General features: G+C 70.8%; 23 protein-coding genes and 1 pseudogene. 17 read left to right on the top strand and 7 right to left on the bottom strand.

All coding sequences use genetic code 11. From position 1 onward, the window contains the following. Positions 1 to 83: 83 nt before the first annotated feature. A complete protein-coding gene (locus CLV40_RS28830; protein ID WP_104482184.1) occupies positions 84 to 1,019 on the top strand; it encodes a carbohydrate kinase family protein in 936 nt (311 codons plus the stop codon). 467 nt (positions 1,020 to 1,486) lie between these two features. Here the strand turns inward: CLV40_RS28830 and map are convergent, their stop codons facing one another. Then, complete coding sequence (gene map, locus CLV40_RS28825) at positions 1,487 to 2,251, bottom strand: type I methionyl aminopeptidase (RefSeq protein WP_104482147.1); 765 nt, start codon at positions 2,249 to 2,251, stop codon at positions 1,487 to 1,489. A gap of 44 nt (positions 2,252 to 2,295) precedes the next feature. Between map and CLV40_RS28820 the strand changes: the two genes are divergently transcribed. After that, the gene (locus tag CLV40_RS28820) at positions 2,296 to 2,559 is read left to right on the top strand and encodes a helix-turn-helix domain-containing protein (protein WP_104482146.1); all 264 of its coding nucleotides are present in this window, start codon (positions 2,296 to 2,298) and stop codon (positions 2,557 to 2,559) included. Between the two features lie 44 nt (positions 2,560 to 2,603). On the opposite strand, the gene asnB is transcribed toward CLV40_RS28820, so the two are convergent. Further along, entirely contained in the window at positions 2,604 to 4,532 is a 1,929-nt protein-coding gene (asnB, locus tag CLV40_RS28815) for an asparagine synthase (glutamine-hydrolyzing) (protein ID WP_104482145.1), read from the bottom strand. A gap of 284 nt (positions 4,533 to 4,816) precedes the next feature. Between asnB and ctaC the strand changes: the two genes are divergently transcribed. The 3 genes and pseudogenes from ctaC to CLV40_RS39125 all read left to right on the top strand — a co-directional run. After that, a complete protein-coding gene (ctaC, locus tag CLV40_RS28810) occupies positions 4,817 to 5,776 on the top strand; it encodes an aa3-type cytochrome oxidase subunit II (protein ID WP_104482144.1) in 960 nt (319 codons plus the stop codon). A gap of 34 nt (positions 5,777 to 5,810) precedes the next feature. Beyond that, positions 5,811 to 6,209, top strand: a complete 399-nt coding sequence (locus CLV40_RS28805; RefSeq protein ID WP_104482143.1) for a cytochrome c oxidase subunit 4 — start codon at positions 5,811 to 5,813, stop codon at positions 6,207 to 6,209. 1,010 nt (positions 6,210 to 7,219) lie between these two features. Next, positions 7,220 to 7,946, top strand: a pseudogene (locus CLV40_RS39125) (transposase); the annotation flags it as partial. 116 nt (positions 7,947 to 8,062) lie between these two features. On the opposite strand, the gene trpD reads toward CLV40_RS39125, so the two are convergent. The 3 genes from trpD to CLV40_RS28785 all read right to left on the bottom strand — a co-directional run bounded on the left by trpD (position 8,063) and on the right by CLV40_RS28785 (position 10,044). Continuing rightward, on the bottom strand, positions 8,063 to 9,109 hold the full coding sequence (trpD, locus tag CLV40_RS28795; protein WP_104482142.1) for an anthranilate phosphoribosyltransferase: 1,047 nt from the start codon (positions 9,107 to 9,109) through the stop codon (positions 8,063 to 8,065). 4 nt (positions 9,110 to 9,113) lie between these two features. Further along, positions 9,114 to 9,524: a hypothetical protein gene (locus tag CLV40_RS28790; RefSeq protein ID WP_104482141.1), complete on the bottom strand. Its 411-nt coding sequence runs from the start codon at positions 9,522 to 9,524 to the stop codon at positions 9,114 to 9,116. Positions 9,525 to 9,585: 61 nt separating this feature from the next. Beyond that, positions 9,586 to 10,044, bottom strand: coding sequence for a hypothetical protein (locus CLV40_RS28785; protein WP_342752314.1), 459 nt, complete (start codon positions 10,042 to 10,044; stop codon positions 9,586 to 9,588). A gap of 83 nt (positions 10,045 to 10,127) precedes the next feature. Between CLV40_RS28785 and ctaE the strand changes: the two genes are divergently transcribed. The 5 genes from ctaE to CLV40_RS28760 all read left to right on the top strand — a co-directional run bounded on the left by ctaE (position 10,128) and on the right by CLV40_RS28760 (position 15,765). Next, entirely contained in the window at positions 10,128 to 10,754 is a 627-nt protein-coding gene (gene ctaE, locus CLV40_RS28780) for an aa3-type cytochrome oxidase subunit III (protein ID WP_104482140.1), read from the top strand. A 74-nt stretch (positions 10,755 to 10,828) separates the two neighbouring features. Then, on the top strand, positions 10,829 to 11,626 hold the full coding sequence (gene qcrC, locus CLV40_RS28775; RefSeq protein ID WP_104482139.1) for a cytochrome bc1 complex diheme cytochrome c subunit: 798 nt from the start codon (positions 10,829 to 10,831) through the stop codon (positions 11,624 to 11,626). Then, positions 11,623 to 12,759 carry a cytochrome bc1 complex Rieske iron-sulfur subunit gene (gene qcrA / locus CLV40_RS28770; RefSeq protein WP_104482138.1) on the top strand — a complete coding sequence of 379 codons (1,137 nt, stop codon included), beginning with the start codon at positions 11,623 to 11,625 and terminating at the stop codon, positions 12,757 to 12,759. The genes qcrC and qcrA overlap by 4 nt, the downstream gene beginning before the upstream one ends. Then, positions 12,756 to 14,429, top strand: a complete 1,674-nt coding sequence (qcrB, locus tag CLV40_RS28765; protein ID WP_104482137.1) for a cytochrome bc1 complex cytochrome b subunit — start codon at positions 12,756 to 12,758, stop codon at positions 14,427 to 14,429. The genes qcrA and qcrB overlap by 4 nt, the downstream gene beginning before the upstream one ends. A gap of 337 nt (positions 14,430 to 14,766) precedes the next feature. Then, positions 14,767 to 15,765, top strand: coding sequence for a serine hydrolase (locus CLV40_RS28760; RefSeq protein ID WP_245931630.1), 999 nt, complete (start codon positions 14,767 to 14,769; stop codon positions 15,763 to 15,765). Positions 15,766 to 15,793: 28 nt separating this feature from the next. Here CLV40_RS28760 and CLV40_RS28755 read toward each other — a convergent pair whose 3' ends face one another. Further along, entirely contained in the window at positions 15,794 to 16,072 is a 279-nt protein-coding gene (locus tag CLV40_RS28755; protein WP_104482136.1) for an Lrp/AsnC family transcriptional regulator, read from the bottom strand. A gap of 97 nt (positions 16,073 to 16,169) precedes the next feature. On the opposite strand from CLV40_RS28755, the gene CLV40_RS28750 reads away from it, so the two are divergent. The 3 genes from CLV40_RS28750 (at position 16,170) to CLV40_RS38410 (ending at position 17,239) form a co-directional block, all read left to right on the top strand. Next, positions 16,170 to 16,580, top strand: a complete 411-nt coding sequence (locus tag CLV40_RS28750) for a YbaB/EbfC family nucleoid-associated protein (RefSeq protein ID WP_181043791.1) — start codon at positions 16,170 to 16,172, stop codon at positions 16,578 to 16,580. 68 nt (positions 16,581 to 16,648) lie between these two features. Next, positions 16,649 to 16,804 carry a hypothetical protein gene (locus CLV40_RS38415; RefSeq protein WP_181043790.1) on the top strand — a complete coding sequence of 52 codons (156 nt, stop codon included), beginning with the start codon at positions 16,649 to 16,651 and terminating at the stop codon, positions 16,802 to 16,804. A gap of 294 nt (positions 16,805 to 17,098) precedes the next feature. Then, entirely contained in the window at positions 17,099 to 17,239 is a 141-nt protein-coding gene (locus CLV40_RS38410) for a hypothetical protein (protein WP_181043789.1), read from the top strand. Here CLV40_RS38410 and CLV40_RS28740 read toward each other — a convergent pair. Continuing rightward, the gene (locus tag CLV40_RS28740) at positions 17,236 to 18,939 is read right to left on the bottom strand and encodes a DEDD exonuclease domain-containing protein (RefSeq protein ID WP_104482133.1); all 1,704 of its coding nucleotides are present in this window, start codon (positions 18,937 to 18,939) and stop codon (positions 17,236 to 17,238) included. The genes CLV40_RS38410 and CLV40_RS28740 overlap by 4 nt on opposite strands. 110 nt (positions 18,940 to 19,049) lie before the next feature. Between CLV40_RS28740 and CLV40_RS28735 the strand changes: the two genes are divergently transcribed. The 4 genes from CLV40_RS28735 (at position 19,050) to CLV40_RS28720 (ending at position 23,543) form a co-directional block, all read left to right on the top strand. Beyond that, a complete protein-coding gene (locus CLV40_RS28735) occupies positions 19,050 to 20,402 on the top strand; it encodes an NYN domain-containing protein (protein WP_104482132.1) in 1,353 nt (450 codons plus the stop codon). Between the two features lie 2 nt (positions 20,403 to 20,404). Next, positions 20,405 to 21,259, top strand: a complete 855-nt coding sequence (locus CLV40_RS28730; protein ID WP_104482131.1) for a hypothetical protein — start codon at positions 20,405 to 20,407, stop codon at positions 21,257 to 21,259. Between the two features lie 222 nt (positions 21,260 to 21,481). Then, positions 21,482 to 23,242 (top strand): D-alanyl-D-alanine carboxypeptidase family protein, encoded by a 1,761-nt coding sequence (locus CLV40_RS28725; RefSeq protein ID WP_245931629.1) that lies wholly within the window; start codon positions 21,482 to 21,484, stop codon positions 23,240 to 23,242. A gap of 115 nt (positions 23,243 to 23,357) precedes the next feature. Continuing rightward, positions 23,358 to 23,543, top strand: a complete 186-nt coding sequence (locus tag CLV40_RS28720; RefSeq protein ID WP_104482130.1) for a hypothetical protein — start codon at positions 23,358 to 23,360, stop codon at positions 23,541 to 23,543. Positions 23,544 to 23,908: the final 365 nt, after the last annotated feature.

Here is a 23,908-nt window from a genome sequence, read left to right as displayed (position 1 = left end):
ACCCCCGGCGTCGCCGGGCCGACAGACAGGGGAGGGCCACCGTGCCCGTTGCCGTCACCGGAAGCATCGCCACAGACCACCTGATGCACTTCCCGGGCAGGTTCGCCGAACAACTCGTCGCCGAGCAGCTCCACCGCGTCTCCCTCAGCTTCCTGGTCGACGACCTGATCGTCCGCCGGGGCGGCAACGGCGCCAACATCGCCTTCGGCCTCGGCGTCCTCGGCCGCGCCCCGGTCCTGGTCGGCGCCGTCGGCGCCGACTTCGCCGACTACCGCTCCTGGCTGGAGCGCCACGGCGTCGACTGCGCGGGCGTGCACGTCTCCGAGACCGCGAGCACGGCTCGCTTCGTCTGCACCACCGACGACGACATGTGCCAGATCGCGTCGTTCTACGCGGGTGCCATGTCCGAGGCCCGGCTCATCGAGCTGGCCCCGGTCGCCGAGCGGGTCGGCGGCCTCGACCTGGTGCTGATCAGCCCCAACGACCCCGAGGGCATGCTCCGCCACGCCCAGGAGAGCAGGCAGCGCGGCTACGCGTTCGCGGTCGACCCGTCGCAGCAGCTGGCCAGGATGACCGGCGAGCAGATCCGCGAGTTCGTGACCGGCGCGAACTACCTGTTCAGCAACGACTACGAGTGGGAACTCCTCTGCCGCAAGACGGGCTGGTCGGAGAAGGAGGTCATGGAGCGCGTCGGCCTCCGCATCACCACCCTGGGCGAGAAGGGCGCGGAGATCGTCGACAAGGAGGGCACCTCCCTGCACATCGGCGCCGTCCCGGAGAAGGCCAAGGTAGACCCCACCGGCGTCGGCGACGGCTTCCGCGCGGGCTTCCTCGCGGGCCTCACCCAGGACCTGCCCGTCGAGCGGTGCGCCCAGCTGGGTTCGCTGATCGCGGTCCTGGTCCTGGAGGTCGACGGCCCCCAGGAGTGGACCTTCGACAAGCAGGACGCCATCACCCGCCTGGCCGACGCCTACGGTGCGGACGCGGGCACCGAGATCGGCGCCATCCTCCCCGGCTGACCTGGGAAAGCCGGGCTTGTTCCCCGAACAGGCCCGGCCCTCTCCCGCCAAGCCTTGTCGCGCCCTTCCACCCCGGAAACCGCCACAAGATCCCAGCCCCCGCAGAACGCAACGCGCCCCCGTCATACGCCTTGATTGGGTGGGCTTGCTTTGCGTGGGGGACGGACCTGCCAAGCTTCCCGGCGGGTGGGGTGGGCTTGCCCATTCCCACCGCTCTTCCCCACCGCAGGTCCGTAGGGGCCCCGCGCAAAGCAAGTTCACTCAATCGAGGCCGCGCATCTTTTCCGCGAACAGCCGGACCGATCAACCCAGCCACGGCTCCAACCGGCACCCCCGCAGCACAAAGATGATCAACGCACGCCTCCGGCCCCCAATACCAATTCTAGCCAAGCAGACCGACAAGACCGGCCGAAGACGATCAAGCCTGTGGACAACTCCCAGACCCACAGCCCGAGCGAAACACCAGGTCAGAGCGCTGTCAGAAGCCGCGGCCCATCTTCCGTGATCGCCACCGTGTGCTCCACGTGCGCCGCCCGCTCCCCATCCACGGTCCGCATGGTCCACCCATCCCCATCGGTCACGTACTCGTCCCCGCCCCCCATCAGCATCGGCTCGATCGCGATCACCAGCCCCACCCGCAACCGCATCCCCCGCCCCGCCGTCCCCTCGTTGTAAACCGACGGCGACTCGTGCATGGCCCGCCCGATCCCGTGCCCCCCGAAATCCGTCACCATCCCGTACCCGGCCCCGCGGGCCACCGCCCCGATCGCGTGCCCGATGTCCCCCATCCGCGCGCCGGGCACCGCGCACGCGATCCCCGCCGCCAACGACTCCTCCGCCGTCGCGATCAGCCGCAGGTCCGCCGGGTCCGCCGCCCCCACCACGAACGACACCGCCGCGTCCCCGTGCCACCCGTCCACGTGCGCCCCGAAGTCGACGCTGACCAGGTCCCCGTCCCGCAACCGCGTCCGGCCCGGGATCCCGTGCACGATCGCGTCGTTCACCGACACGCACAGCACCGCCGGGAACGGCGTCGGCGCGAACCCCGGCAGGTACCCCAGGAACGACGACTTGGCCCCGAACCGGTCCAGCACGTCCCGCGCGACCTCGTCGAGGTCCGTCGCCCGGACCCCGACCGCCGCCGCCGAGCGCACCTCGGCCAACGCCGTCGCCACCACGTGCCCGGCCACCCGCATGGCGTCGATCTCGCCGGGCGTCTTCAACTCAATCATGGGATAACTATAACGGTATATCTATCCCGCGCTAGCATGGGCGCATGGTGCGACCGCCGCTGAGCCAAGACGACCGCCTCCGGGGTGCCCTGCTGGGCGAGGCGCTGCGCGCCGCCCGCGGCGACCGCTCCATGGTCGAGGTGGCCGCCGCCGCCGGGATCTCCGTCGAGACGCTGCGCAAGATCGAGCGCGGGCGCGTGCCGACCCCCGCCTTCTTCACCGTCGCCGCTATCGCCGAGGCCGTGGCGCTCCCGCTGACCGAGCTGCTGGCCAGCGCCGAACCGGCCGAGAACCGACTCAGCGCATAAGAAAAGCCCGGTGGGGTGACCCCCACCGGGCTTGACGCCGAGTCTTACAGCTTCACCGGGTAGTGCGGCTCCGGCACCACCGGCGTGATCCGCCGCTCGATGAAGATGCCGTGCCAGAGCATGAACACCAGCAGCGCCCAGATCCGCCTGCTGTGGTCCAGCGTCCCGGCCTTGTGCTCCTCGAGCAGCCGCATCACCGCGTTCTTGTCGATCAGCGCGTCGGTCTGCGAGGCCATCACGATGCCCCGCGCCCACTCGTACATCTCCTCGCGCAGCCACAGCCGGATCGGCACCGGGAAGCCCAGCTTGCGGCGGTTGAGCACGTGCGCGGGCACCACCCGGCGCAGCGCCTGGCGCAGCGCGTACTTGGTGGTCTCCTTGGTGATCTTCTGCTCCAGCGGGATCTGCGCCGCCACCCGGAAGACCTCCGGGTCCAGGAACGGCACCCGCAGCTCCAGCGAGTTCGCCATGGTCACCTTGTCGGCCTTGACCAGGATGTCGCCGCGCAGCCAGGTGAACAGGTCGACGTGCTGCATGCGGGTCACCGGGTCCAGCGACACCGACTCGCGGTAGTGCGGGGCGGTGATGTCGCGGTGGCTGATGCCCGGGTCGAAGGTGCGCAGCACGCCGCGCAGCTGGTCGTCGCGGAAGATGCGCGCGTTGCCGTAGTAGCGCTCCTCCAGGCTCAACGAGCCCCGGCGCAGCAGGTCCTTGCCGCGGGTGCCCTCCGGGATCTTCGTCGACACCTTGCCCATGAACCGGCGCAGCGACCCCGGCACCCGCTCGAACGGCGCCAGCGACAGCGGCTCGCGGTAGATCGTGTACCCGCAGAACAGCTCGTCCGCGCCCTCACCGGAGAGCACCACCTTGACGTGCTTGCGCGCCTCGCGGGCGATGAACCACAGCGGCACCAGCGCCGGGTCGGCCACCGGGTCGTCGAGGTACCAGACGATCAGCGGCAGCGCGTCCATCATCTCCCGCGCCGACACCGTGCGGACCACGTGCTTGACCCCGATCGCCGCCGCCGACTCGGCGGCCACGTCCACCTCGGAGTAGCCCTGCCGCTCGAAACCGGTGGTGAAGGTGACCAGGTCCGGGTTGTGCTCGCGGGCCAGCGCCGCGATCGCGGTCGAGTCGATGCCGCCGGACAGGAACGACCCGACGGTCACGTCCGCGCGCATGTGCATCCGGACCGACTCGCTCATCGCGTCCGCGATCCGCTGGTACAGGCTCTCCGCGTCGGCCGGTCCGCGCACCGGGCGCGGGTCGAACCGCGGCGTCCAGTACCGCTTCACCACCGGCTCCTCGCCCGGTGACAGCGTGAAGCTGTGCCCGGACTCGATCCGGTGCACGGTGGTGTGCATCGTCGCCGGTTCGGGGACGTACTGCAGCGTCAGGTAGTACTGCAGCGAGCGCCGGTCCAGCTCCTGGCGGACCCCCAGCAGGGGGGCCAGCTCCAGCACCGACTTCTTCTCGCTGGAGAACGCCACACCACCCGGGCCCGCCGCGTAGAACAGCGGCTTGATGCCGAACGGGTCGCGCGCGCCGAAGAGCGTGGAGGTGTGCGAGTCCCAGATCAGGAACGCGAACATGCCGCGCAGCCGGGTGACTGCGGCCTCGCCCCAGTAGTGGTACGCCGCGACGATCGTCTCGGAGTCGCCGTCGGTGTAGAACCGCGCGCCGTTCCGGTCGGTCAGCTCGGCGCGCAGCTCCAGGTAGTTGTAGATCTCGCCGTTGAACAGCAGCGTGTAACGCTGCGGCGCCTCCGGCGGCCCCCACAGCAGCGGCTGGTGGGAGTGCTCGATGTCGATCATGGACAGCCGGTTGAAGCCGAAGACGACCTCACCGCCGGTCCAGGTGCCGCTCTCGTCGGGGCCGCGGTGGCGCTGGCAGCGCATCGCCGCGCCGACCGCCGACCGCGCCGCGGTGGCGTCCATTTCCGAAGGGCAGACCAGGCCAAGCAGACCGCACACGCTTCTCGCGCACCTCTCGTGTCGAGCCGGGGTGTATCTGGCGGGGAAGACGTCAGTATGCCGTTCCCGGTTGCCCGGACGGGGGACGGTGCCAGTGTTCCCCAGGGTGTGACCGACATCCGATCACCCCTCAGGCGGTGTGGCCCCGATCGCTCGGCTAGGCTGCGCAGTGCTCTCCCAGAGCGGGGATCGTCGCTGCCCAGCGGTGGTGCGGACCCGGTGCGGGGGCAGTGAAACAGCGTTGGATTAGTGGGTTGAAGTACCGCCTCGAGAAGGAGCGCGCAGTGGGCACACCCAAGGCCGCCGGACACCGTTCGCCGGTGGCCCGGCGCGGCAAGGTAGCCGCCCTGGTCACCCTGGTCGCGTTCGGCGCCACCGGCTGCTCCACCGACGAGGTGCTGCGCTTCGGTTGGCCGGAGGGCGTCACCCCGCAGGCCGACCGGATGCGCGAGTTCTGGACCTGGTCCGTCGTCGCGGCGCTGATCATCGGTGTCATCACCTGGGCGCTCATCCTGTGGCCGGTCGTGGCGCACCGCAAGCGCGGGGAGACGCTGCCCAAGCAGTTCCAGTACAACCACTTCCTGGAGTGGATCTACACCGGCATCCCGGTCGTGATCGTGGTCGTGCTGTTCTACTTCACCGCCACCACGCAGAACTACATCCAGGCGCAGAAGCCGGACCCCGACGTCACGGTCACCGTGCGCGCGTTCCAGTGGAACTGGGAGTTCGACTACGTCGGCTACAAGGATGCCGGCGGCACCGCCACCAAGCCCGCCGCCCCCGGCGACGAGACGGTGCGCACCATCGGCAGCTCCGCGGAGATCCCGATCCTGGTCCTGCCGACGGGCAAGACCGTGCAGTACAACCTGGTCTCCCGCGACGTCATCCACTCGTTCTGGGTCCCCGAGTTCCTGTTCAAGCGCGACGTCTTCCCGCACCCGGAGAAGAACAACCAGGACTCGGACTTCCAGAACGTCATCGACAAGACCGGGTCCTTCGTCGGCCGCTGCGCCGAGCTGTGCGGCACCTACCACTCGGCGATGAACTTCGAGGTCCGCGCGGTCACCCCGGAGCTGTTCGACAAGTACCTCAAGCTGCGCCAGCAGGTGAACCCCGCCACCGGCAAGCCGTTCACCACCGCCGAGGCGCTGACCGAGCTGAACTGCGGCGAGCTGTGCACCCCGACCGCGGTCACCACGAAGCCGTTCAACACCGACCGCACCGCGCGCACCGCGACCAAGTAGCGGGTCAGTCCACTGTGATTGCGAGGACAGCAGCATGAAGGTCGAAGCCAGGCTCTTCGACGTCACGACCGGCTTCTTCTTCCTGTCGGCGATCGTCTACGGCGTGTGGGCCAAGGAACCGGTCGGCACCGTAGCGCTGATCCTCTCCGGTGGCCTGTCCCTCATCGTGGGCTCCTACCTGCACTTCGTCGCCCGGCGGCTGGAGCAGCGCCCCGAGGACAACCCGGACGCCGAGATCAGCGACGGCGCGGGCGAACTGGGCTTCTTCAGCCCGGGCAGCTACTGGCCGGTCGCCCTGGCCGCCTCGGCGGCCCTGGCGGGCTTCGCCATGGCGTTCTGGCAGGTGTGGCTGCTGGTCATCGCGATCGTGCTGATCCTGACCGCGGTGGGCGGCCTGGTCTTCGAGTACCACACCCGCCCCAACTCGGACTGACGCTTTCGAGACCTGAAGGCCCCGCACGCACCGCGCGCGGGGCCTTCAGTCCTTTCGGGACCACTCACCCGCGGGCACTTCGGCCGCGCATCCACCGCCACCCGTTCGGTTTGAGCTACTGACCGGTTGCCCTGGCCTCTCGATGGTTTGCAGGTGTGGCTGCTGGTCATCGCGGTGGTGCTGATCCTGACCGCGGTGGTGGCCGGCCTTCAGATACGTCACCGCCGAGGTCGGGCTGGGCTCGGGGCCTGCACGTCCGCCGAGGCGGGAGGCCCCAGTCATTCCTGACTCGCCCGTCTACGGGCTGTGCCGCGGCATCCGCCGCCACTCGTCACCGACGCGGGGAGCTGCTGGGCGGTGCGTCAGCGGGCTTCGCGATGGCGTTCCAGGTCCTGGTCATCGCGGTATTGCTGATCCTTCTGTGGACATCCGCACCCCCTGAGCTCGGGCTGGTGCCCCAACTGTGAATGAGACGTTCACATCAGCAGAGGTGTGCGGATTCGGTCCTTTTCGGATTCACCCTTGCTCGTCTGCTGAGCCGCACCCGCCGCCACCTGTTCGGCCTGGTAGCTACGGCCCCGAGCTACCTCCGCCACGCGGCTGGTCATCGCGGTTGTGCTGATCCTGACCGCAGTGGGCGGTTGGCTTCCGAATACCCCACCCATCCGAACCCGGACGGTCGCCCCACCTACCACCGAGGCCCGCACATCCACCGCGATACGGGCTCAATCTCTCCGGACTCGCCCATCGACTGGCTGGTCCGCGCAGGCACGCCGAGCAGCGCATCCGTCATCTGCACCGGTCTCGCGCGCCCCGCCCGCGGATTTCGCCTTGATCACGAGTTGTCCACATGCCCTGGACCCATCCACAGGAAATCGCCACCCCGCTCCCACCACCCCACCCCCGATAAACTGGAGCAGGGCTGTCCCCGTTACCTTCTTCGCAGCTCCTGATCAAGGAGTTGTGGTCGCCAGGTCCGGAATGACTGACGCTCCCAGTCGAACGCATGATCCGGCGTCCACCCCGCTCTCGAACGCGCCATCGGCCCGACGATCGCTCACCCGGCGGTGCTGGAGATCCTCTCCCGTTGCGGCGGCCCGACCGGCATCGCCACAGCGGGCCGCCGCAAGCTCACAGCGGTCGCCGCCACGCACGCGCTCCGCGTGGGCGACAAGCTCGTCACTGCGATCCTGACAGCTCTGGACGAACAGGTGGTCATCGTTGCGGGCACTGCGGCAGCGGACACCGTGCCGCCCCGCGTGGCCGACAGCCTGAACACCGTGCTCGCGCAGCGCGAACAGGTCGCCGCCCAGGTCGAGGGGATACTCGATGCGCACCCTCTCGCCGGGGTCTTGACGTCAATGCCCGGCATCGGGGTCAGGACCGCCGCCGCATCCTGCCGGAGATCGGCGACGCCACCAACCTCGCCTCCTCCGCACACCTGGCCGCCTACGCCGGGATCGCCCCGCTCACCCGCAGCTCCCGGTCCTCCACCACAGGCGAACACCCCCGCCCGCACCGGCAACCACACACTCACACGAGCCTTCTTCCCCGCCGCGTTCGCCGCCCTGGCCACCAGCCGGACCTACCACGACCACACGAGAGCCGAAGGCCACAAGCACAACGCCGCCCTCATCCGCCCGGCCCCGCCGCCGCTGCGACGTCCTGTTCGCCACGCTCCACACCACGACCCACCACCGGCCACCCGAGCCTGTTTCCGCTCCGGCTGCGGCTTGACAACCCCATAGGGCCCCCAGAGGAGGGCGGGGGCCGTTTGTTGGGGCTCGGGGGAGGGCAAAAGCGGGTCGGTCTGGGGTGGGGTGGGCGGGGTAGAGGCCACTGTGGACCGGGAGTCAGCCCGCCAGTTCCTGGGAGCGGGTGATCCAGCGGTCCAGCAAAGCCGCCGCCGCGCCGGAATCGATGGACTCCGCCGCTCGGGACAGGCCCTGGGCCAGGTCGGCGTGGAGGTCGTCGGTCAGGCCTCGGTGGGCGGCGATGGCGCCCGCTGAGTTGAGGATCACCGCGTCCCGGACCGGGCCCGGCTTGCCCGTCAGCAGATCCCGCACCACCTGGGCGTTGTACGGCGCGTCGCCGCCGCGCAGGTCTTCCGGGCGCGCGGGCGCGATCCCCAGCCGCGACGGGTCGACGCGGTCTTCGCGTACTTCGCCGTTGCTGGCGACCCAGGCACTTGTTGTGGTCGTTGTGGTGATTTCGTCCAGGTTGTCGTCGCCGCGGACGACCAAGGCGCTCGTGCCGCGCGCGGCGAACACGGCCGCCACCGTCGGTGCCAGCTTCAGGTTCGCGCAGCCCACCAGGCCCGCGCCCGGCTGCGCCGGGTTCGTCAGCGGCCCCAGCACGTTGAACGCCGTGGGGATGCCGATCTGGGCGCGCACGGGGCCCGCGTGCCGGAACGCCGGGTGGAACGCGGGCGCGAAGCAGAAGCCGATGCCCACCTCGCGCACGCAGGTGGCCACTCCTTCGGGTGACAGCTCGATGGCGACGCCGAGTTCCTCCAGCACGTCCGCCGTGCCGCACTTGGACGACGCCGCGCGGTTGCCGTGCTTGACCACCGCCGCGCCCGCCGCCGCCGTGACGATCGCGCTCATGCTGGAGATGTTCACCGTGTGCGCCTGGTCGCCGCCGGTGCCGACGACGTCCACCGCGCGCACGTCGTCCAGCGACACGCGCCGGGCGTTGGCCATCATGCCCTCGGCCAGACCCGCGATCTCCTGCGGCGTCTCGCCCTTGGCGCGCAGCGCCACCGCGAACGCGGCGATCTGCGCGGGGGTCGCGGCGCCGGACATGATCTCGTTCATGGCCCAGAACGTGTCCCCGGCGCCGAGGTCCTCACCCGAGACCAGCTGGTTGAGCAGGCCCTTCCAGGTGCGTTCTCCGGTCATCGGCTCAGCCCCGCACTAACGGCAGCCGCTTCGTGCGCAGCACGTCGGCCACGGTCTCGGCCGCGGTCAGCGGGTCCAGCGGGTGCACCAGCACCGCGTCCGCCTGCGACCAGGTGGCCAGCCAGCGGTCGTCCTTGCGGCGCACCGCGACCACCACCGGCGGGCAGTCGGTGATCTCGTTCTTGACCTGCCTGCACAGGCCCATGCCGCCGGTCGGCTGCGCCTCGCCGTCGAGGATGGCCAGGTCGATGCCGCCCGCGTCCATCGCCATCAGCACCTCGGCGACGGTGGCGACCTCCACGAAGGCGACCCGGCCGATGTCCGCCGCGGGCCTGCGGCCGACCGCTGTGATGATCGTCTCCCGCACCTCGGGCCGGTGGCTGAAGACCAGGACTTTCAGCGGTGCAGTGGTCATGCCACATCCTTTGGTCGGAAGCGTTCGGGCAGGTGGGGCTCCCTGGCCGGTCGCGAGCGCGTCACGGCCGGTCCGGCGGGTTGATGTTATCGGTCTCACGTCCACCCGTCTGCAACACGTCCCACCCGAGCGCGTCCCCGCCCAACCGCTGCGCCAGACCGGCCATTCGGGACCGTTCCCGCGCGCAGCCCAGCGCCGTCACCAGCTCGGCCCGCAGCGCGTGCGCGAGCACCTGATCGCCCTGGTGCGGGCCGATTTCCCGGAGTGCGTAACCGTCCTGGGCGACCACCGCGGCCGCCTCCGCGACCCGGTCCTGTGGCAAGATCAAATGGTGCCGCAGGACCGCGGTCTCGGCCGCCCGGAACTCACTCGCCCGGGTGAGCGCGGCGGACGCGGCCTCCGTGTCGTCGAAGGAGCGGGCCACCACCCCCAAACCGGGGGAGTCGACGGTGACGCCGGGCCCCTTCGTCGAGGTGAACAGCGTACGAACCCGAGCTCGCAGCGCACCGAGAAACCCCACGTAGCCGCCTTTCCGGACACCCCCGCGACACGACGCGGTCTACTCACGACCCGACCGGGCGAGCCGTGTACCCGCAAGACATAATGCGACCCGTGACTGCAGCAGCGCCCTCCATTGGCCAGCGTGTGCACTCGCTGAACCGGCCGAACATGGTCAGCGTCGGCACCATCGTGTGGTTGTCCAGCGAGCTGATGTTCTTCGCCGGGCTCTTCGCCATGTTCTTCACCGTCAAGGCGCAGAACAGCACGGGTGTGTGGCCGCCGCCGCTCGAGGGCGGGGAGCAGGTCCACCTGGACGTCCCCTACGCGCTGCCCTTCACCATCATCCTGGTGGCCTCCTCGTTCACCTGCCAGCTCGGCGTCTTCGCCGCCGAGCGCGGTGACGTGTTCGGCCTGCGCCGCTGGTACATCCTGACGCTGATCATGGGCGCGATCTTCGTCGGCGGTCAGGCCTACGAGTACTACAACCTGGTGAACGAGGGCGTGACGATCCCGTCCGGGCCGTTCGGCACGGTCTTCTTCCTCACCACCGGCTTCCACGGCCTGCACGTCATCGGCGGCCTCATCGCGTTCGTCTACCTGCTCATCCGCACCAAGCTGAGCAAGTTCACCCCGGCCCAGGCCACCTCCGCGATCGTGGTCTCGTACTACTGGCACTTCGTCGACGTGGTCTGGATCGGCCTGTTCGCGGTCATCTACCTGGTCCCATGAGCGACACGCCCGAACCACCGCCCGCCACCACCAGCCACGCCGGGCCCGAACCGACAGCAAGGGTTGCCGTTGCAATGAACAACAAATCCCCGCGCCGCAGCAAGCTCCGCAGGCGGGTCGCCGGGCTGCTGGCCATCGGCTTCGCCCTGCTGTCGGTGGGCTTCGCGTACTCCGCCCTGGCCCCGACCCCGCCGGTGGCGCAGGCCGAGGGCGACCCGGCGCTGCTGCGCAAGGGCGAGCAGGTCTACAACAACACCTGCATCAGCTGCCACGGCGCGAACCTCGAGGGCGTGCAGGACCGCGGCCCCAGCCTGATCGGTGTCGGCGAGGCGTCGACCTACTTCCAGACCTCGACGGGCCGGATGCCCGCGGTCCGCCAGGAAGCCCAGATCGAGCGCAAGCCCGCCAAGCTCAGCCCCGAGGAGATCGACGCGATCAGCGCGTTCGTGCAGTCCAAGGGCGGCGGCGTGGAGCTGCCCGAGGAGCAGGGCAAGGCGCTCGTCGGCGACAACCCGGCGCGCGGCGGCCAGCTGTTCCGGCTCAACTGCGCCTCCTGCCACAACTTCACCGGCCGCGGCGGTGCCCTGTCCTCCGGCAAGTACGCGCCGAAGCTGGACGGGGTCACCGAGACCGAGATCTACGCGGCGATGCTGACCGGTCCGCAGAACATGCCGAAGTTCTCCGACCGGCAGCTCACGCCGGAGGAGAAGAAGGACATCGTCGCCTACGTCAAGTCGGTGACCGACGGCAACAACAACCCCGGCGGCAACCCGATCGGTGGGCTCGGGCCGCAGTCCGAGGGTCTGATCGCATTCATCGTGGGTATCGCCGCCCTGGTCGGCGTGACCCTCTGGATTGGGGCGAAAGCATGAGTTCCACCAACCCCCCGGAGCTGCCCTCGGACGAGGAGCTCGCGGCGATGTCCAGGGAGGACCTGGTCCGCCTGGGCGGCAAGCTCGACGAGGTCGACATCGTCGAGTACCCGGACCCGTGGCCGGTCAAGGGCACCCGCGCGGAGAAGCGGGCCGAGCGCCTGGTCGCGCTCTGGTTCCTCATCGCGGCGGCGTCGGGCCTGGCGTTCGCGGGCGTGTTCCTGTTCTGGCCGTCGGCCTACACCGCGCCGGACACGGACGGGTACTTCATGTACTCCCTGTACACCCCGCTGCTGGGCGCCACGCTCGGCCTGTCGGTGCTGTCGGTCGGCGTCGGCGCGCTGCTCTACACCAAGAAGTTCATCCCGCACGAGGTGTCGGTCCAGCAGCGCCACGACGGCGGCTCCGCCGAACTGGACAAGGCGACCATCCTGGCCCACCTGGCCGACGCGGGGGTCCGCAGCACGATCGCCCGCCGCTCGCTGATCAAGCGCACCGCGGGCCTCGGCGCCGGGGCGATGGGCCTGGGCATCGGGGTGTTCGCCCTGGGTGGCCTGGTCCGCGACCCGTGGGCGCAGAGCGACACCGAGAACTCCCTCTGGCACACCGGCTGGAAGCCCAAGCACGAGGGCGAGAAGGTCTTCCTGCGCCGCGACACCGGTGACCCGGAGGAGGTCGCGCTGGTCGGCCCCGCCGACCTGGACGCGGGCGGCATGGAGACGGTGTTCCCGTTCCGCGAGACCGAGCGCAAGGACCACGAGGCCCTGTCGAAGGCGCTCAAGCGCTCCGACAACCCGGTGATGATCATCCGGCTGCGTCCCGAGGACGCCCGCCGCGTGGTCAAGCACCAGGGCCAGGAGGACTTCAACTTCGGCGACTACTACGCGTACACGAAGATCTGCAGCCACCTGGGGTGCCCGACCTCGCTCTACGAGCAGCGGACCAACCGGATCCTCTGCCCGTGCCACCAGTCGCAGTTCAACGCGCTGGAGTACGCCAAGCCCATCTTCGGTCCGGCCACGCGCAAGCTGGCCCAGCTTCCCATCGCGGTCGATGAGGAAACGGGTTACTTTTACGCACGGAGCGATTTCATCGAGCCGGTCGGACCCGCCTTCTGGGAGCGCAAGTCATGAGCGCAATCACAACTCCCACCAAGCCCAACAACCTGGCCACCCGCGCGGCGGGCGGCGCGGCGAAGTGGGCCGACGACCGCTTCCACCCGGCCGGTGGCCTGCGCAAACAGCTGAACAAGGTCTTCCCGACGCACTGGTCGTTCCTGCTCGGTGAGATCGCGCTGTACAGCTTCATCGTCCTGCTGCTCACGGGTACGTACCTGGCGCTGTTCTTCGACCCCTCCATGCAGGAGGTCGTCTACCAGGGGTCGTTCAACAACCTGCGCGGCCTGGAGATGTCGCGGGCCTACGAGTCCACGCTGATCATCACCTTCGACGTGCGCGGCGGCCTGTTCGCCAGGCAGATGCACCACTGGGCGGCGCTGCTGTTCATGGCGTCGATCGTCACCCACATGTTCCGCGTGTTCTTCACCGGCGCGTTCCGCCGCCCGCGCGAGGTCAACTGGGTCATCGGCGTCAACCTGTTCCTGATCGGCGCCACCGAGGGCTTCGCGGGCTACTCGCTGCCCGACGACCTGCTCTCCGGCGCGGGCCTGCGGATCATGTCCGGCCTGATCCTGTCGATCCCGGTGCTCGGCACCTGGGTGCACTGGCTGCTCTTCGGCAGCGAGTTCCCCGGTGAGGACATCGTGCCGCGGCTCTACACCGTGCACATCCTGCTGCTGCCGGGCATCCTGCTCGCGCTCATCGGCGTCCACCTCGCGCTGGTCTGGTACCAGAAGCACACCCAGTTCCCGGGCGTGCGGCGCAAGGAGACCAACGTCGTCGGCGTCCGCATCATGCCGGTCTTCGCGGTCAAGGGCGGCGCGTTCATGGCCGTCGTCGTCGGCGTCTGCGCCGCGCTGGGCGGGCTCTTCCAGATCAACCCGATCTGGAACTTCGGGCCGTTCAACGCCGCGCACATCTCGGCGGGCACGGTGCCCGACTGGTACATGGGCTGGACCGACGGTCTGATCCGGCTGTGGCCCGCGTGGGAGGTCTACCTCGGGAACTACACGATCCCGGCGGCGTTCTTCCCGTTCATGCTCGGCCTGCCGCTGCTCGGCGGCATCGCGGCGGTGTACCCGTGGATCGAGCGGAAGTTCACCAAGGACGACGCGCACCACAACCTGCTGCAGCGGCCGCGCGACGTGCCGGTCCGCACCAGCCTCGGCGTCATGGCGATCACGTACTTCATGGTGTCGCTGCTCTCGGCGGCCAACGACGTGCTGGCGGAGAAGTTCTTCATCTCCCTCAACGCGACGACCTGGATGGGCCGCATCGGCCTGCTGGTGCTGCCGCCGATCGCGTACTTCATCACCTACCGGATCTGCCTGGGCCTGCAGCGCTCGGACCGCGAGGTGCTGGAGCACGGTGTCGAGACCGGCATCATCAAGCGCCTCCCGCACGGCGAGTTCATCGAGATCCACCAGCCGCTGGGCCCGGTGGACGACCACGGCCACCCGATCCCCCTGGAGTACCAGGGCGCGCCGGTGCCGAAGAAGATGAACAAGCTCGGCTCGGCGGGTGCGCCGGTGCAGGGTTCGTGGCTGACGCCGGACCCGCCGGAGGAGACCGCCGCCCTGGCCCGCGCCCGCGCGGCCCAGCACGGCGAGCACGCCCAGTTGGAAGCGGGCCCGAACGAGGTCGGCCAGCACCAGGCGACCGAGGACCCGTCGAAGAAGCTCTGACGAAGTCCCTGCCGAGGGCGGTACCCCACCGGGGTGCCGCCCTCGCGGCTTTCGCCCTGCCTCTGCCCTAGCCCTCGCGACCTCGGCCGCAACGCCCGCGAGGGGCCTCCGCAATGGGGAACCCCTAATTTCAAGGCTAGTTGCCGCTGCGAGCGGGCCGAACGGGTGCGAGTCTGCCTGTGGACGAATACGGCGGGTGTGGAAGAACCCGCGGGTAACCACCCGGGACAGATGATGATCTTGAAGCTGGCTGGGGGACTGGCGTCCCCGGGGTTGCCGGGAGTGGCGTTGTCGGCGGCTGCTGCCGCGCGAAAGGGTTTCGCGGTAGCCTGCCGCCGTGATTCAGCAGGTCCGGTGCCGTGCGGTGGCGTGTGTCGCGGTGGCCGGGGTGGTGCTCGCGGGGTGCGGTGCGCCCGAGGAGCCCGCCTCCCCCGAGCCGGTCGCGCTGACCCAGGTGAGCACCACGGCCGCGTCCGCGCCACCCACCCCCAGCGCTGTGCCTGAGCCGACCAGCGCCCCGCCACCGGCTCCCGCGACGACGACCCAGGCGACGCCCGCGACCAGCGCCGCGAAGCCGCAGGACTGCCCAGTGCCGAAGTCCGGCTTCGACTGCGACTTCCAGCGCCGCTTCGCCGCCGCCCAGGCCTACGTGGCGAACCGGCCTGGCACCGTCGGCATCGTGGTGCGCGACCGGCAGACCGGCGCGGTCTGGCGCAACGACCACGCGGGCGACCTCACCTGGACCGCGTCCACCATCAAGCTGGCCATGGTCGTCGACCTGCTCCGCCGCGACCGCGCGGGTGCCATCACCCTGACCGGCGGCGACCGCGCCCAGATCACCGCCATGCTGCACCGCTCCGACGACGACGCGGCCACCGCCCTGTGGTCCAAGTACGGCGGCGCCGACCACACCGCGTTCAACCAGGCGTTCCCCGGCTACGGCATGACCTCGCTGCACCCGGAGCGCGGCTTCAGCAAGGTCTACCCGTACTGGGGCTTCCAGAAGTGCACCCCGGACGACCTGGACCGGCTCATCAACTACGTCCTGGACAAGGTCCCCGCCGACGACAAGCGCTACATCCTCGACAACATGCGCACCGTCGCCCCCAACCAGCAGTGGGGCGTCTGGGGCGCGGGCCCCGCCGCCCGCCCCGGCAACAAGGACGGCTGGTCGGAGGAGGAGGGCGGCTGGGTGATGAACTCGGTCGGCTTCGTCGGGCCGGGTGAGCGGTACACCCTCGCGATCATGAACAACCTGCGCGGCCAGGGCGGCTACGACGAGGGTCAGCAGACCGACACCGAGGTCGCCCGCCTGATCTTCGCGGGCCGGTTCTGAGCGTCGACGTTCCGCCCCGGTACCCGGCTCAGTCCTCGCCGAGGTCGAAGGCGGCGTCGACCTCGCGCCGGGAGAACGACCGGTACGCGATGTGGGTGGCCGTGTCGAGCACCCCGGGCAGCTTGCTGATCCGCCCCGGCACGATCCGCGCCAGGTCCTCGTGGTCGGCGACCCGCAGGATGGCGACCAGGTCGATGTCACCCGCGCACGAGTAGACCTCCGCCACCCCGTCGATGTCCGCGATGGCCTGCGCGGTCTCCGGGATGGCGTCGGTGGCGGCGGAGACCAGCACGATCGCGGTGATCATCTTCAGCGACTCCTCGGGTCCGGATCACGGGCAGACCCAGCCTAGATCAGGCACTAGGCTCCGGCGTGCCGCCAGGTGCGACGAGAGGACGGCAGCGGTGCAAACCCCCGACGAATGGCTGGCCGACTTCGAGGCCAAGGTGGCGGACCTCCAGCAGAGGGCCACGGAGTTCAAACAGGACGTCGAGTCGGCCGCCACCACCGAGCAGTCCCCGGACGGCGCCATCACGGTCGCCGTCGCCCCCAACGGCGCCCTGACCGACCTCCGCCTCACCGACTCGGCCATGACCCGCCCGGCCGCCGAGCTGGCGGCCGACATCCTCGCCCTCACCCGTCACGCACGGCAGACCGCCGCCACGACCGTGGCCAGCGCCTTCGCCCCACTGGGCGGAGACGCCTCGGTCGTCCAACACATCGCGGAACCGAAGGCGGACCAGCCGCCCCGCCCGCACGACCCCGAAGCAGACTATTCAGACTCCCCAGCCGTCTACCGCAACGAGTCCTGGTAGCTCAGCGCAGACAAGGCCACTTTTCGAGTGACGCACGTTCGTGTCAGGCACGTGCCACAATGGACACCGTGCGTGATCTTCTTGCCGAAGTCTTCGCTCTCCAGCCGCAGTTCACCGCCGAGAACCTGCCGCCGATGCAGCGCCGCGGCCAGTTGATTCGGCGGACCATCCCCACGTGGTTGCGTGGCGAGATGGCGAAGTTCGCCCCGCCCGGAATCGACTAGTCCGTCCACCTTCCCGCAGCGAAACTGGCCGAGCGGGTTCGTTGGGCGCGAGACGTGCTGAGCGACCAACTCTCCGTGCGTCCGGACCTGGACCGTGACATCTCCCGGGGTGTCCCCGACGAGCTGGGGCGTGGCTACGAGCGGCAATGTCGCGGCGTTCCACTACCCCCGAGGCGCCGTCCCCTCCGAGGACACGATGTTGGCTGACCTCGATTTCCTGTTGACCACCCTTGCCGGTCTCTACGCCCATCTGGACGGGGCCCTGTCCGCACCGGGGAACCGGCTCCTGAGGTCGTGACCGGCATCAGCCTGAACCGCCGGTCCACCCCGCTCACCGCCACCGGCGGACACCTGCGAACCATCCACCCCTGGCAACCCGACGACCTGGACCCCACACCCCTGACCTACCGCTACGCCGTACCCGCCGAGGACTAGTCCCTGGGCAACAACGACGTGCGGGCATGGTCCGCGCGTTCCAGCCAAGGACGCCACCGGGCCGCCGCGTGGGCGGGTTCGGACCACGGGGTCGAGCACCGGACCATCCGCGTCCCCGGTTTGTCCAGCCAGCGCAGGACTACGGACACCTCCTCCGCCGGTGCCCCCCGCAGTGGTCCGTCCTCCGGGATCACCGTCTCCGCCGACGCCACCAGGGCCTCCACCACCGGCATCGGCGCCACCCCGCGCCGCGCCACCCCCGCCGACGCCAACCGGCCGTGTCTGACCACCGCGAACTCCCAGCCGCCCAGGGAGTCCGGGCGGGCGGCGACCAGTTCCGCGACGGTGGCCAGGGCCGCCAGGCGTTGGCCCTTGTCCAGCGCGCGGATCAGCGTCCGCATCCGGTCGCGGTCCACACCGGCCTGCTCGAACCGCTCCGCCGCCGCGTGTTCGGCCAACCCCCGCGCCAACCGCGCCAACACGTCCAGGTTCCGGCCCGCCACCAACTCGCCCACCGCGACCACCGCGGGCTCGTACTCCTCGACGCTCTGCCCACCCACGCACGGCGCCGCGCACCGCCCCAACTCGGCCAGGGCGCACGCGCTCCCGCCCGGCACGCCGGACGACGGGATCCGCAGCGCGCACGGTCGCACGCCCGTCCCCTCCTGCAACGCGAACACCGCCTCCTCCGCGTGCCCCCGGCTGCGGAACGGCCCCAACGCCCCCTCCCGCGCGCGCCGGACCAGCGATAACCGGGGGAACGGCTCCTCGGTCAGCACCACCCACCACCCGCCGCGCGGGTTCTTCGACTTGCGGTTGTACGCCGGTTTGTGCGCCGCTAGCAGCCGCAGTTCGCGGACCTCGGCTTCCAGCGGGTGCGCGCAGGTGATCGTGTCCACCCGGTCGGCGAGGGCGACCATCTCGCGCAGCCTGCGGCGGGTCTCGCCTGCGGTGAAGTACTGCCGCACCCGGCGCCGCAGGTCGCTGGCGGTGCCGACGTAGAGGACCTCGTCCGACGGGCCGCGGAACAGGTACACGCCCGGCTCGTTCGGCACGTCCTCGGCCAGCGTGCGCTTGCGGCGCTGGGCCGCGGTGACCTCCGGGATGTAGTCCAGCAGCTCCTCCAGCGACTGCACGCCCAGCGACCCGACCCGCTCCAGCAGGCCGTGCAGCACGTCCACCGTCGCGCGGGCGTCGGCCAGCGCGCGGTGGATCGGCGTGGTCGTCGCCCGGAACAGCGCGGCCAGCGCGGACAACCGGCAGCTCGGCGCCTCCTCCCGGCTGAGCACCCGCCTGCCCAGCCGCACCGTGCACACCACCGTGGACTTGGGCCAGGCGTAGCCCAGCCTGCGGCACGCGGCCTTGACGAAACCCACGTCGAACCCGGCGTTGTGCGCGACCAGCACCGACCCGGCGGCGAACTCCAGGAACGCGGGCAGCACCGCCTCCAGCCGGGGCGCGGCGTGCACCATCGCGTTGGTGATGCCGGTCAACGTGACGATCTCCGGGGGGATCCCGCGACCGGGGTCGACCAGGGTCGCGAACTCGCCGATCACCTCGCCGCCGCGCACCTTGACCGCGCCGAACTCGGTGATCGCGTCCGCCTCGGCGCTGCCGCCGGTGGTCTCCAGGTCGAACACGACGAAGGTGGTCTCGCGCAGCGGCGTGCCGAGCTCGTCGAACACCAGCTGCCCGCTCATCGGGCCCGCTGCCTGGGGGTTTGGGTCGTGGCGCTCATCGCGACCGAAGCTAGATCACACCACCGACACTTCCCCGCTGCGCCGCGGCGGGGCGCGGCTAGCCTTATGGGATGGCACTGTCGTCCCTGCCCGTCGACCCGGAGGAACCGGAGATGTCCACATCGGACGCTTCGGGTCCGGCCGTGGAGTGGTCGGGGCTGCCGGAGGCCGTCCGGGCCCGCATCGCCGAGCTGGGCGCGGAGGCGGTGGGCGCGCTGCCCAAGGTCGACGTGCCGCAGCAGTTGCGCGCGGTCGCCCGCTTCGCCCCGGCCAAGCGGGCCCGGCTGGGCGGCGCCACGATCATCTCCAGCCTGCGCGACTCGCACGGCTTCCGCACCGCGGTGGTCGAGTGGTGCCGCGAGCACAAGCCCGCCGCACTCGACCTGGGCGGGGACGACCCGGTGGCGGTCGCGGCGGCGGCGGTGCTGCTCGGTGAGGAGTCCGCGGTCCACTACCTGGAACTGGTCTCGCGCCGCGCGTCGGACACGTCCCTGCGCGCCGAGCGCGACACGGCGGTGGCCAAGCTGCGCAAGGTCGAGGCCGAGTTGGAACGCGTCCGCGCCCAGCTGGAGGAGTCCACCGGCGCGGCCGACCAGGTGCGCGCGGAGAGCGAAACCGAGCTGGAACGCCTCCGCAAACGTTTGCGCGAACAGGGCGCCCGACTCCGGGAGGCCAAGGACGCCGCGGTCGCGGCCGAGGCGGCGGCCGACCGGGTCCGCGCGGAGGCCGGGGTCGAACTGACCGCGCTGACCGAGCAGCGCGACCGGGAACGCGAACGGGCCGAGGTCGAACGCGCCCGCGCGGCCCGCGCGGAGGCCGACGCCGAGATCGCCCGGCAGTCCGCGCGCGAGGCCCGCCAGGCCGACGAGGTCCGCCTGGCCCTGCTCGTCGACACCCTCGACGGCGCGGTGACGGGCCTGCGCCGCGAACTGGCCCTGGGCGGGGGCGGACCCCGCCCGGCCGACCTGGTGCGCGGCGCGACGGCGGCGCAGGGCGTCGGGGGACGCGTCGAGGACCCGGCCGCGCTGGACCGGCTGCTGGCGCTGCCCGCCGTGCACCTGGTGGTGGACGGCTACAACGTCACCAAGACGGGTTACCCGGAGCTGTCCCTGGCCGACCAGCGAGACCGCCTGGTCCGCCAGCTGGCGTCGCTGGCCGCCCGGACGTCCGCTGAGGTCACCCTCGTCTTCGACGGCGCGGGCGTGGTCGCGGTCCCCATCGCGGCGCCGCGCGGCGTGCGGGTCCTGTTCAGCGACCCGGGGGTGCTGGCCGACGACGTGATCAAAGCCCTGGTCACCGCCGAGCCGGAGGGGCGGCCGGTGGTCGTGGCCACGTCGGACCGGGCGGTGGCGGACGCCGTTCGCCGTCGGGGGGCCCACCCGGTGCCGTCGGCGGTGCTGCTGGCCAGGTTGGGACGCATCTGACCGTGGGCGACTCACCGCCGTTCCAGCCACTGCGCACCCGGCTGGCGGGCAAACCGCCGGACGAGGTGCTGTTCGAAGGGGTTCCCGACCACCTCGAACTGGCCGTCAGCCAGTGGCTGCGGCAAGCGATCTCCGTCGACGGGCGCACGCACGACGGCATCTGCCAGGAAGTGGCCCTGCGGCTGCGACTGCACCCGCGCCGCGACCCGTCGGGCTTCTCGTACGCGGCCGCGTTGAAGGCGGCGACGGGGGAGCAGTTGCTGGAGGTCCTCGACGCCGTCCTGTACGTCCGGTGGGTGTCGTTCGGCCTTGGTGACTGGGACTTGGCGGGCCGACTGGGCGTGATGCTGGAGGCGGGCGGCTCGGCGTACACCCTGGACCCCGCCGGCCACGGCTTGATCAGGCGCGTCGACGAGACGGTGAGCGAGGCTGCCAACCAGGCGATCCGGGGTGCCGCGGGCGAGGTGAGCGACCTGCTCCGCAAGGCGTGGGGGAACGCCTATGGCATCCACCCCGACCCGTCGGCCGCCTACCGCGACGCCGTGCGCGCGGTGGAGTCCGCGTTCGTGCCGGTCGTCTCGCCGACCAACACCCGGGCGTCGCTGGGGTCGGTGTGCAAGGACCTGGTCAACCAGTCGGCCAAGTGGGAGTTGGTCCTGGTCGACAGCCACGACCGCCCCACCGCGATCGACCCCGTGGTCACCCTGCTCAACCAACTCTGGACCGGCCAACGCTCCCGCCACGGCGGCGGCGCGAACTCCCGCGAGCAGACCCAGGCCGAGGCGGAGGCGGCGGTGCACCTGGCGGCCCTGGCCGTTCAGTGGATCACCACGGGCGTCCTGCGCAAGAAACCCTGACCCGCCGCGCCCCAGCTCCGGTCTGCTCCCTTTCCTGTCTTGCGCCGCTCGATTCCGCGCGCGGTAGTCCGTTTGCACTCAACTGATCCCCAGGGCTCGACTCTGTCCCCAACCCCACTTCGCTCCCTTGTTTCCGCAGCTCAGGCCCCGATAGCCTGGAATCGGGGCGGCCCCCTGGGTGGGCAGGGGTATGTCTTGGGGCGGGCGTGGTTTGGTGGTGGGGTGATCTTGCAGCGGCGGTGGCGGGCTCGCGGGGCGGTCGGGGTCGCTGTCGGGGTGCTGGTGTGCGGCGGCGTGTGGCCCGCGGCGGGGGCGCAGGGGCCGGGGGACGAGTCCGGGGTCGGGCCCGGCGTCGTGGTGGGGGATACGCGGCCCGGCGAGGCGTTCGCCGACCCCAAGGTGGCGGAGTTGCAGCGGACCGCGGGCGGGGTGCAGCGGGAGCTGGCCGAGTTGGCCGGGCGGGTGCGGCAGGCCGACGACGAGGTTCGCCTGGCCACCGGTCGCGCGGCCCAGGCGCGGTCCGCGCGGGAGGCCGCCGACCGGGTCGTCGCCGAGCGGCGGGGTGAGGTGGACGCCTTCCTGTCCGCCTACTTCGCCACGACCTCCGCCCCCAGCGAACTCCAGGTGCTCTTCACCGCCGACAGCCCCGAGGACTTCCTCACCGGCAGCGACCTGGTCGCCCGCCTGCGCACCGACCTCGACCGCCGCCTGGGTGCCGCGCTCGGCCGTCAGCGGGCGGCGGCCGACGCCGAGAACGCGGCCACGACGTCGGAGCGGACGGCCGCCGAGCGCAAGGCCGACCTCGACCGGCGGACCGCCGACGCGACCAACCGGGCGGCGGCGGTCTCCTCCGAGATGCGCGGCCAGGTCGACGCCACCAACCAGGCGGTGATCGCGCGGCAGAAGGCGCAGAGCGAGCGGAACGCGGCCACCGCCGCCAACTGGCGGGCCTACACCGGGCGGCTCGCGGCGGCCGGGATCACCCCACCGGCTGTGGCCACAATTCGCAACCCGGCAACCATGCCCGCCGGTCTGCTACCCGTCACTGGTGCCGACGGCGCGCCGCAACCGGGGGTCGCCCAAGCCGACGTCAACGGCGAACGGCTGCTGGTCCTCCCCGCCGAGACCGTCAAAGCGGTCGACACGGCCATCGCCGCCTTGGGCAAGCCGTACGTCCCCCTAGGCGAAGGACCGACCGCCTACTCCTGCGATGGCCTTGTGCGCGCCTCTTACGCCGCGAGCGGCATAGCCCTCCCCGGCGCCGTAGGCGACCAGATGGCGGTTCTTACGCCCGTCGCCGACCCACGCCCCGGTGACGTCGTCTTCCTCGGACCGGCCCGCCTCGGTGCCCAGGGCGTCGGCATCGTCTTGGACGAACACACGATGTTGGCCGCCGACGCTCGGTTGGCCGGTGTGGTCGTGGCGGATCTACCGGCCAGGGAGAACACCCTTGGCTTCGGTAGGCCCACCCTGCCGCAGAGGGCGCCCCAGCCCGTCCCTAAGGCCACCGACGGCGGCTTGGCGTGGCGCTGCGGTGGGGTCGAGTTGCCCCCTCGCGGTGCCGGTGAGGCTGTCGGTGCCTGGGGTGGCTACCCCAACGGCCTCATCCCGCTTACCGCGTTGTGTCCCGTCGGTCAGGCATCCCACGTCTTGCGTTGCGACGCCGCAGAGGCGTTCAAGGCCATGTCGTCCTACCACGAAGCCTCCTTCGGCACCCCGATCTGCCTCACGGACTCCTATCGCCCCTTCGCCGCGCAAGTCCGCCTCTACGCCTCGAAACCGGCCCTGGCCGCCGTTCCGGGAACCAGCAACCACGGCTGGGGACTGGCCGTCGACCTGTGCGGCGGAGTGCAGTCCCACGGCACCGCCGAATACGCGTGGATGATCGCGAACGCGCCCCGTTTCGGATGGTCGAATCCGCCCTGGGCCAGGCCGGGTGCCGGCCGCGAGGAACCGTGGCACTGGGAATACACCGGCCCCTGATCGCCACCGATCGGGTGAACCCTTCGAACACCTGAGCGAAATTGTCGGTCCCCTCTCCTAATCTCGACCGGGAGAGATCGACATCGACAGGCACGGGCGTGGAAAGGGGCCAGGGATGATCATCGACTGCGACACCTGCGAGGTCCGGGGCAACGCGTGCAAGGAGTGCGTGATCACGGTGCTGCTCGGCGCGCCGCCCACCGTGGAGCTCGACGACTCCGAGCGCAGCGCCATCGACGCGCTCGCCGGGGCCGGTCTGGTGCCCCGGCTGCGGCTCATTCCGATCGAGAAGTCGGCGTGAACCGCCCCGACACGCCCGGGTGAATCCGGCGGCGCGATGAGTGGTCGGTTCGGTCGGCGAGCGGTTCACCACCCGGGTGAACAGTGCTGTTGTCACTGTCACAGAGGGCAGTCGAGACTGCTCCGTTGGTGTTTTGCGACGACCGACAACCCTTTTTCGCCCGAGCCGGTGGACGCGTGGGCTCACTTTTCGTAACCTGTCCGAGATCTCGCGGCAGGCAGCCGCCCACCCCGAGGGTGGCTACGCGAGATCGCCGCCGAAATCAGCCTGTCTCCCCGGGCTGAACCGGACTCCCCTCATGGTGGGGCTCCTCGATCGGGCCGCAGCGGCACTCCCGCTCGCGCCGAACTCGGGCCGGGCGCCGA

The organism is Actinokineospora auranticolor (assembly GCF_002934265.1).
Lineage (GTDB): Bacteria > Actinomycetota > Actinomycetes > Mycobacteriales > Pseudonocardiaceae > Actinokineospora > Actinokineospora auranticolor.
The sequence above is the reverse complement of the archived record's forward strand: the minus strand, read 5'-3'. Positions and strand labels throughout refer to the sequence as shown.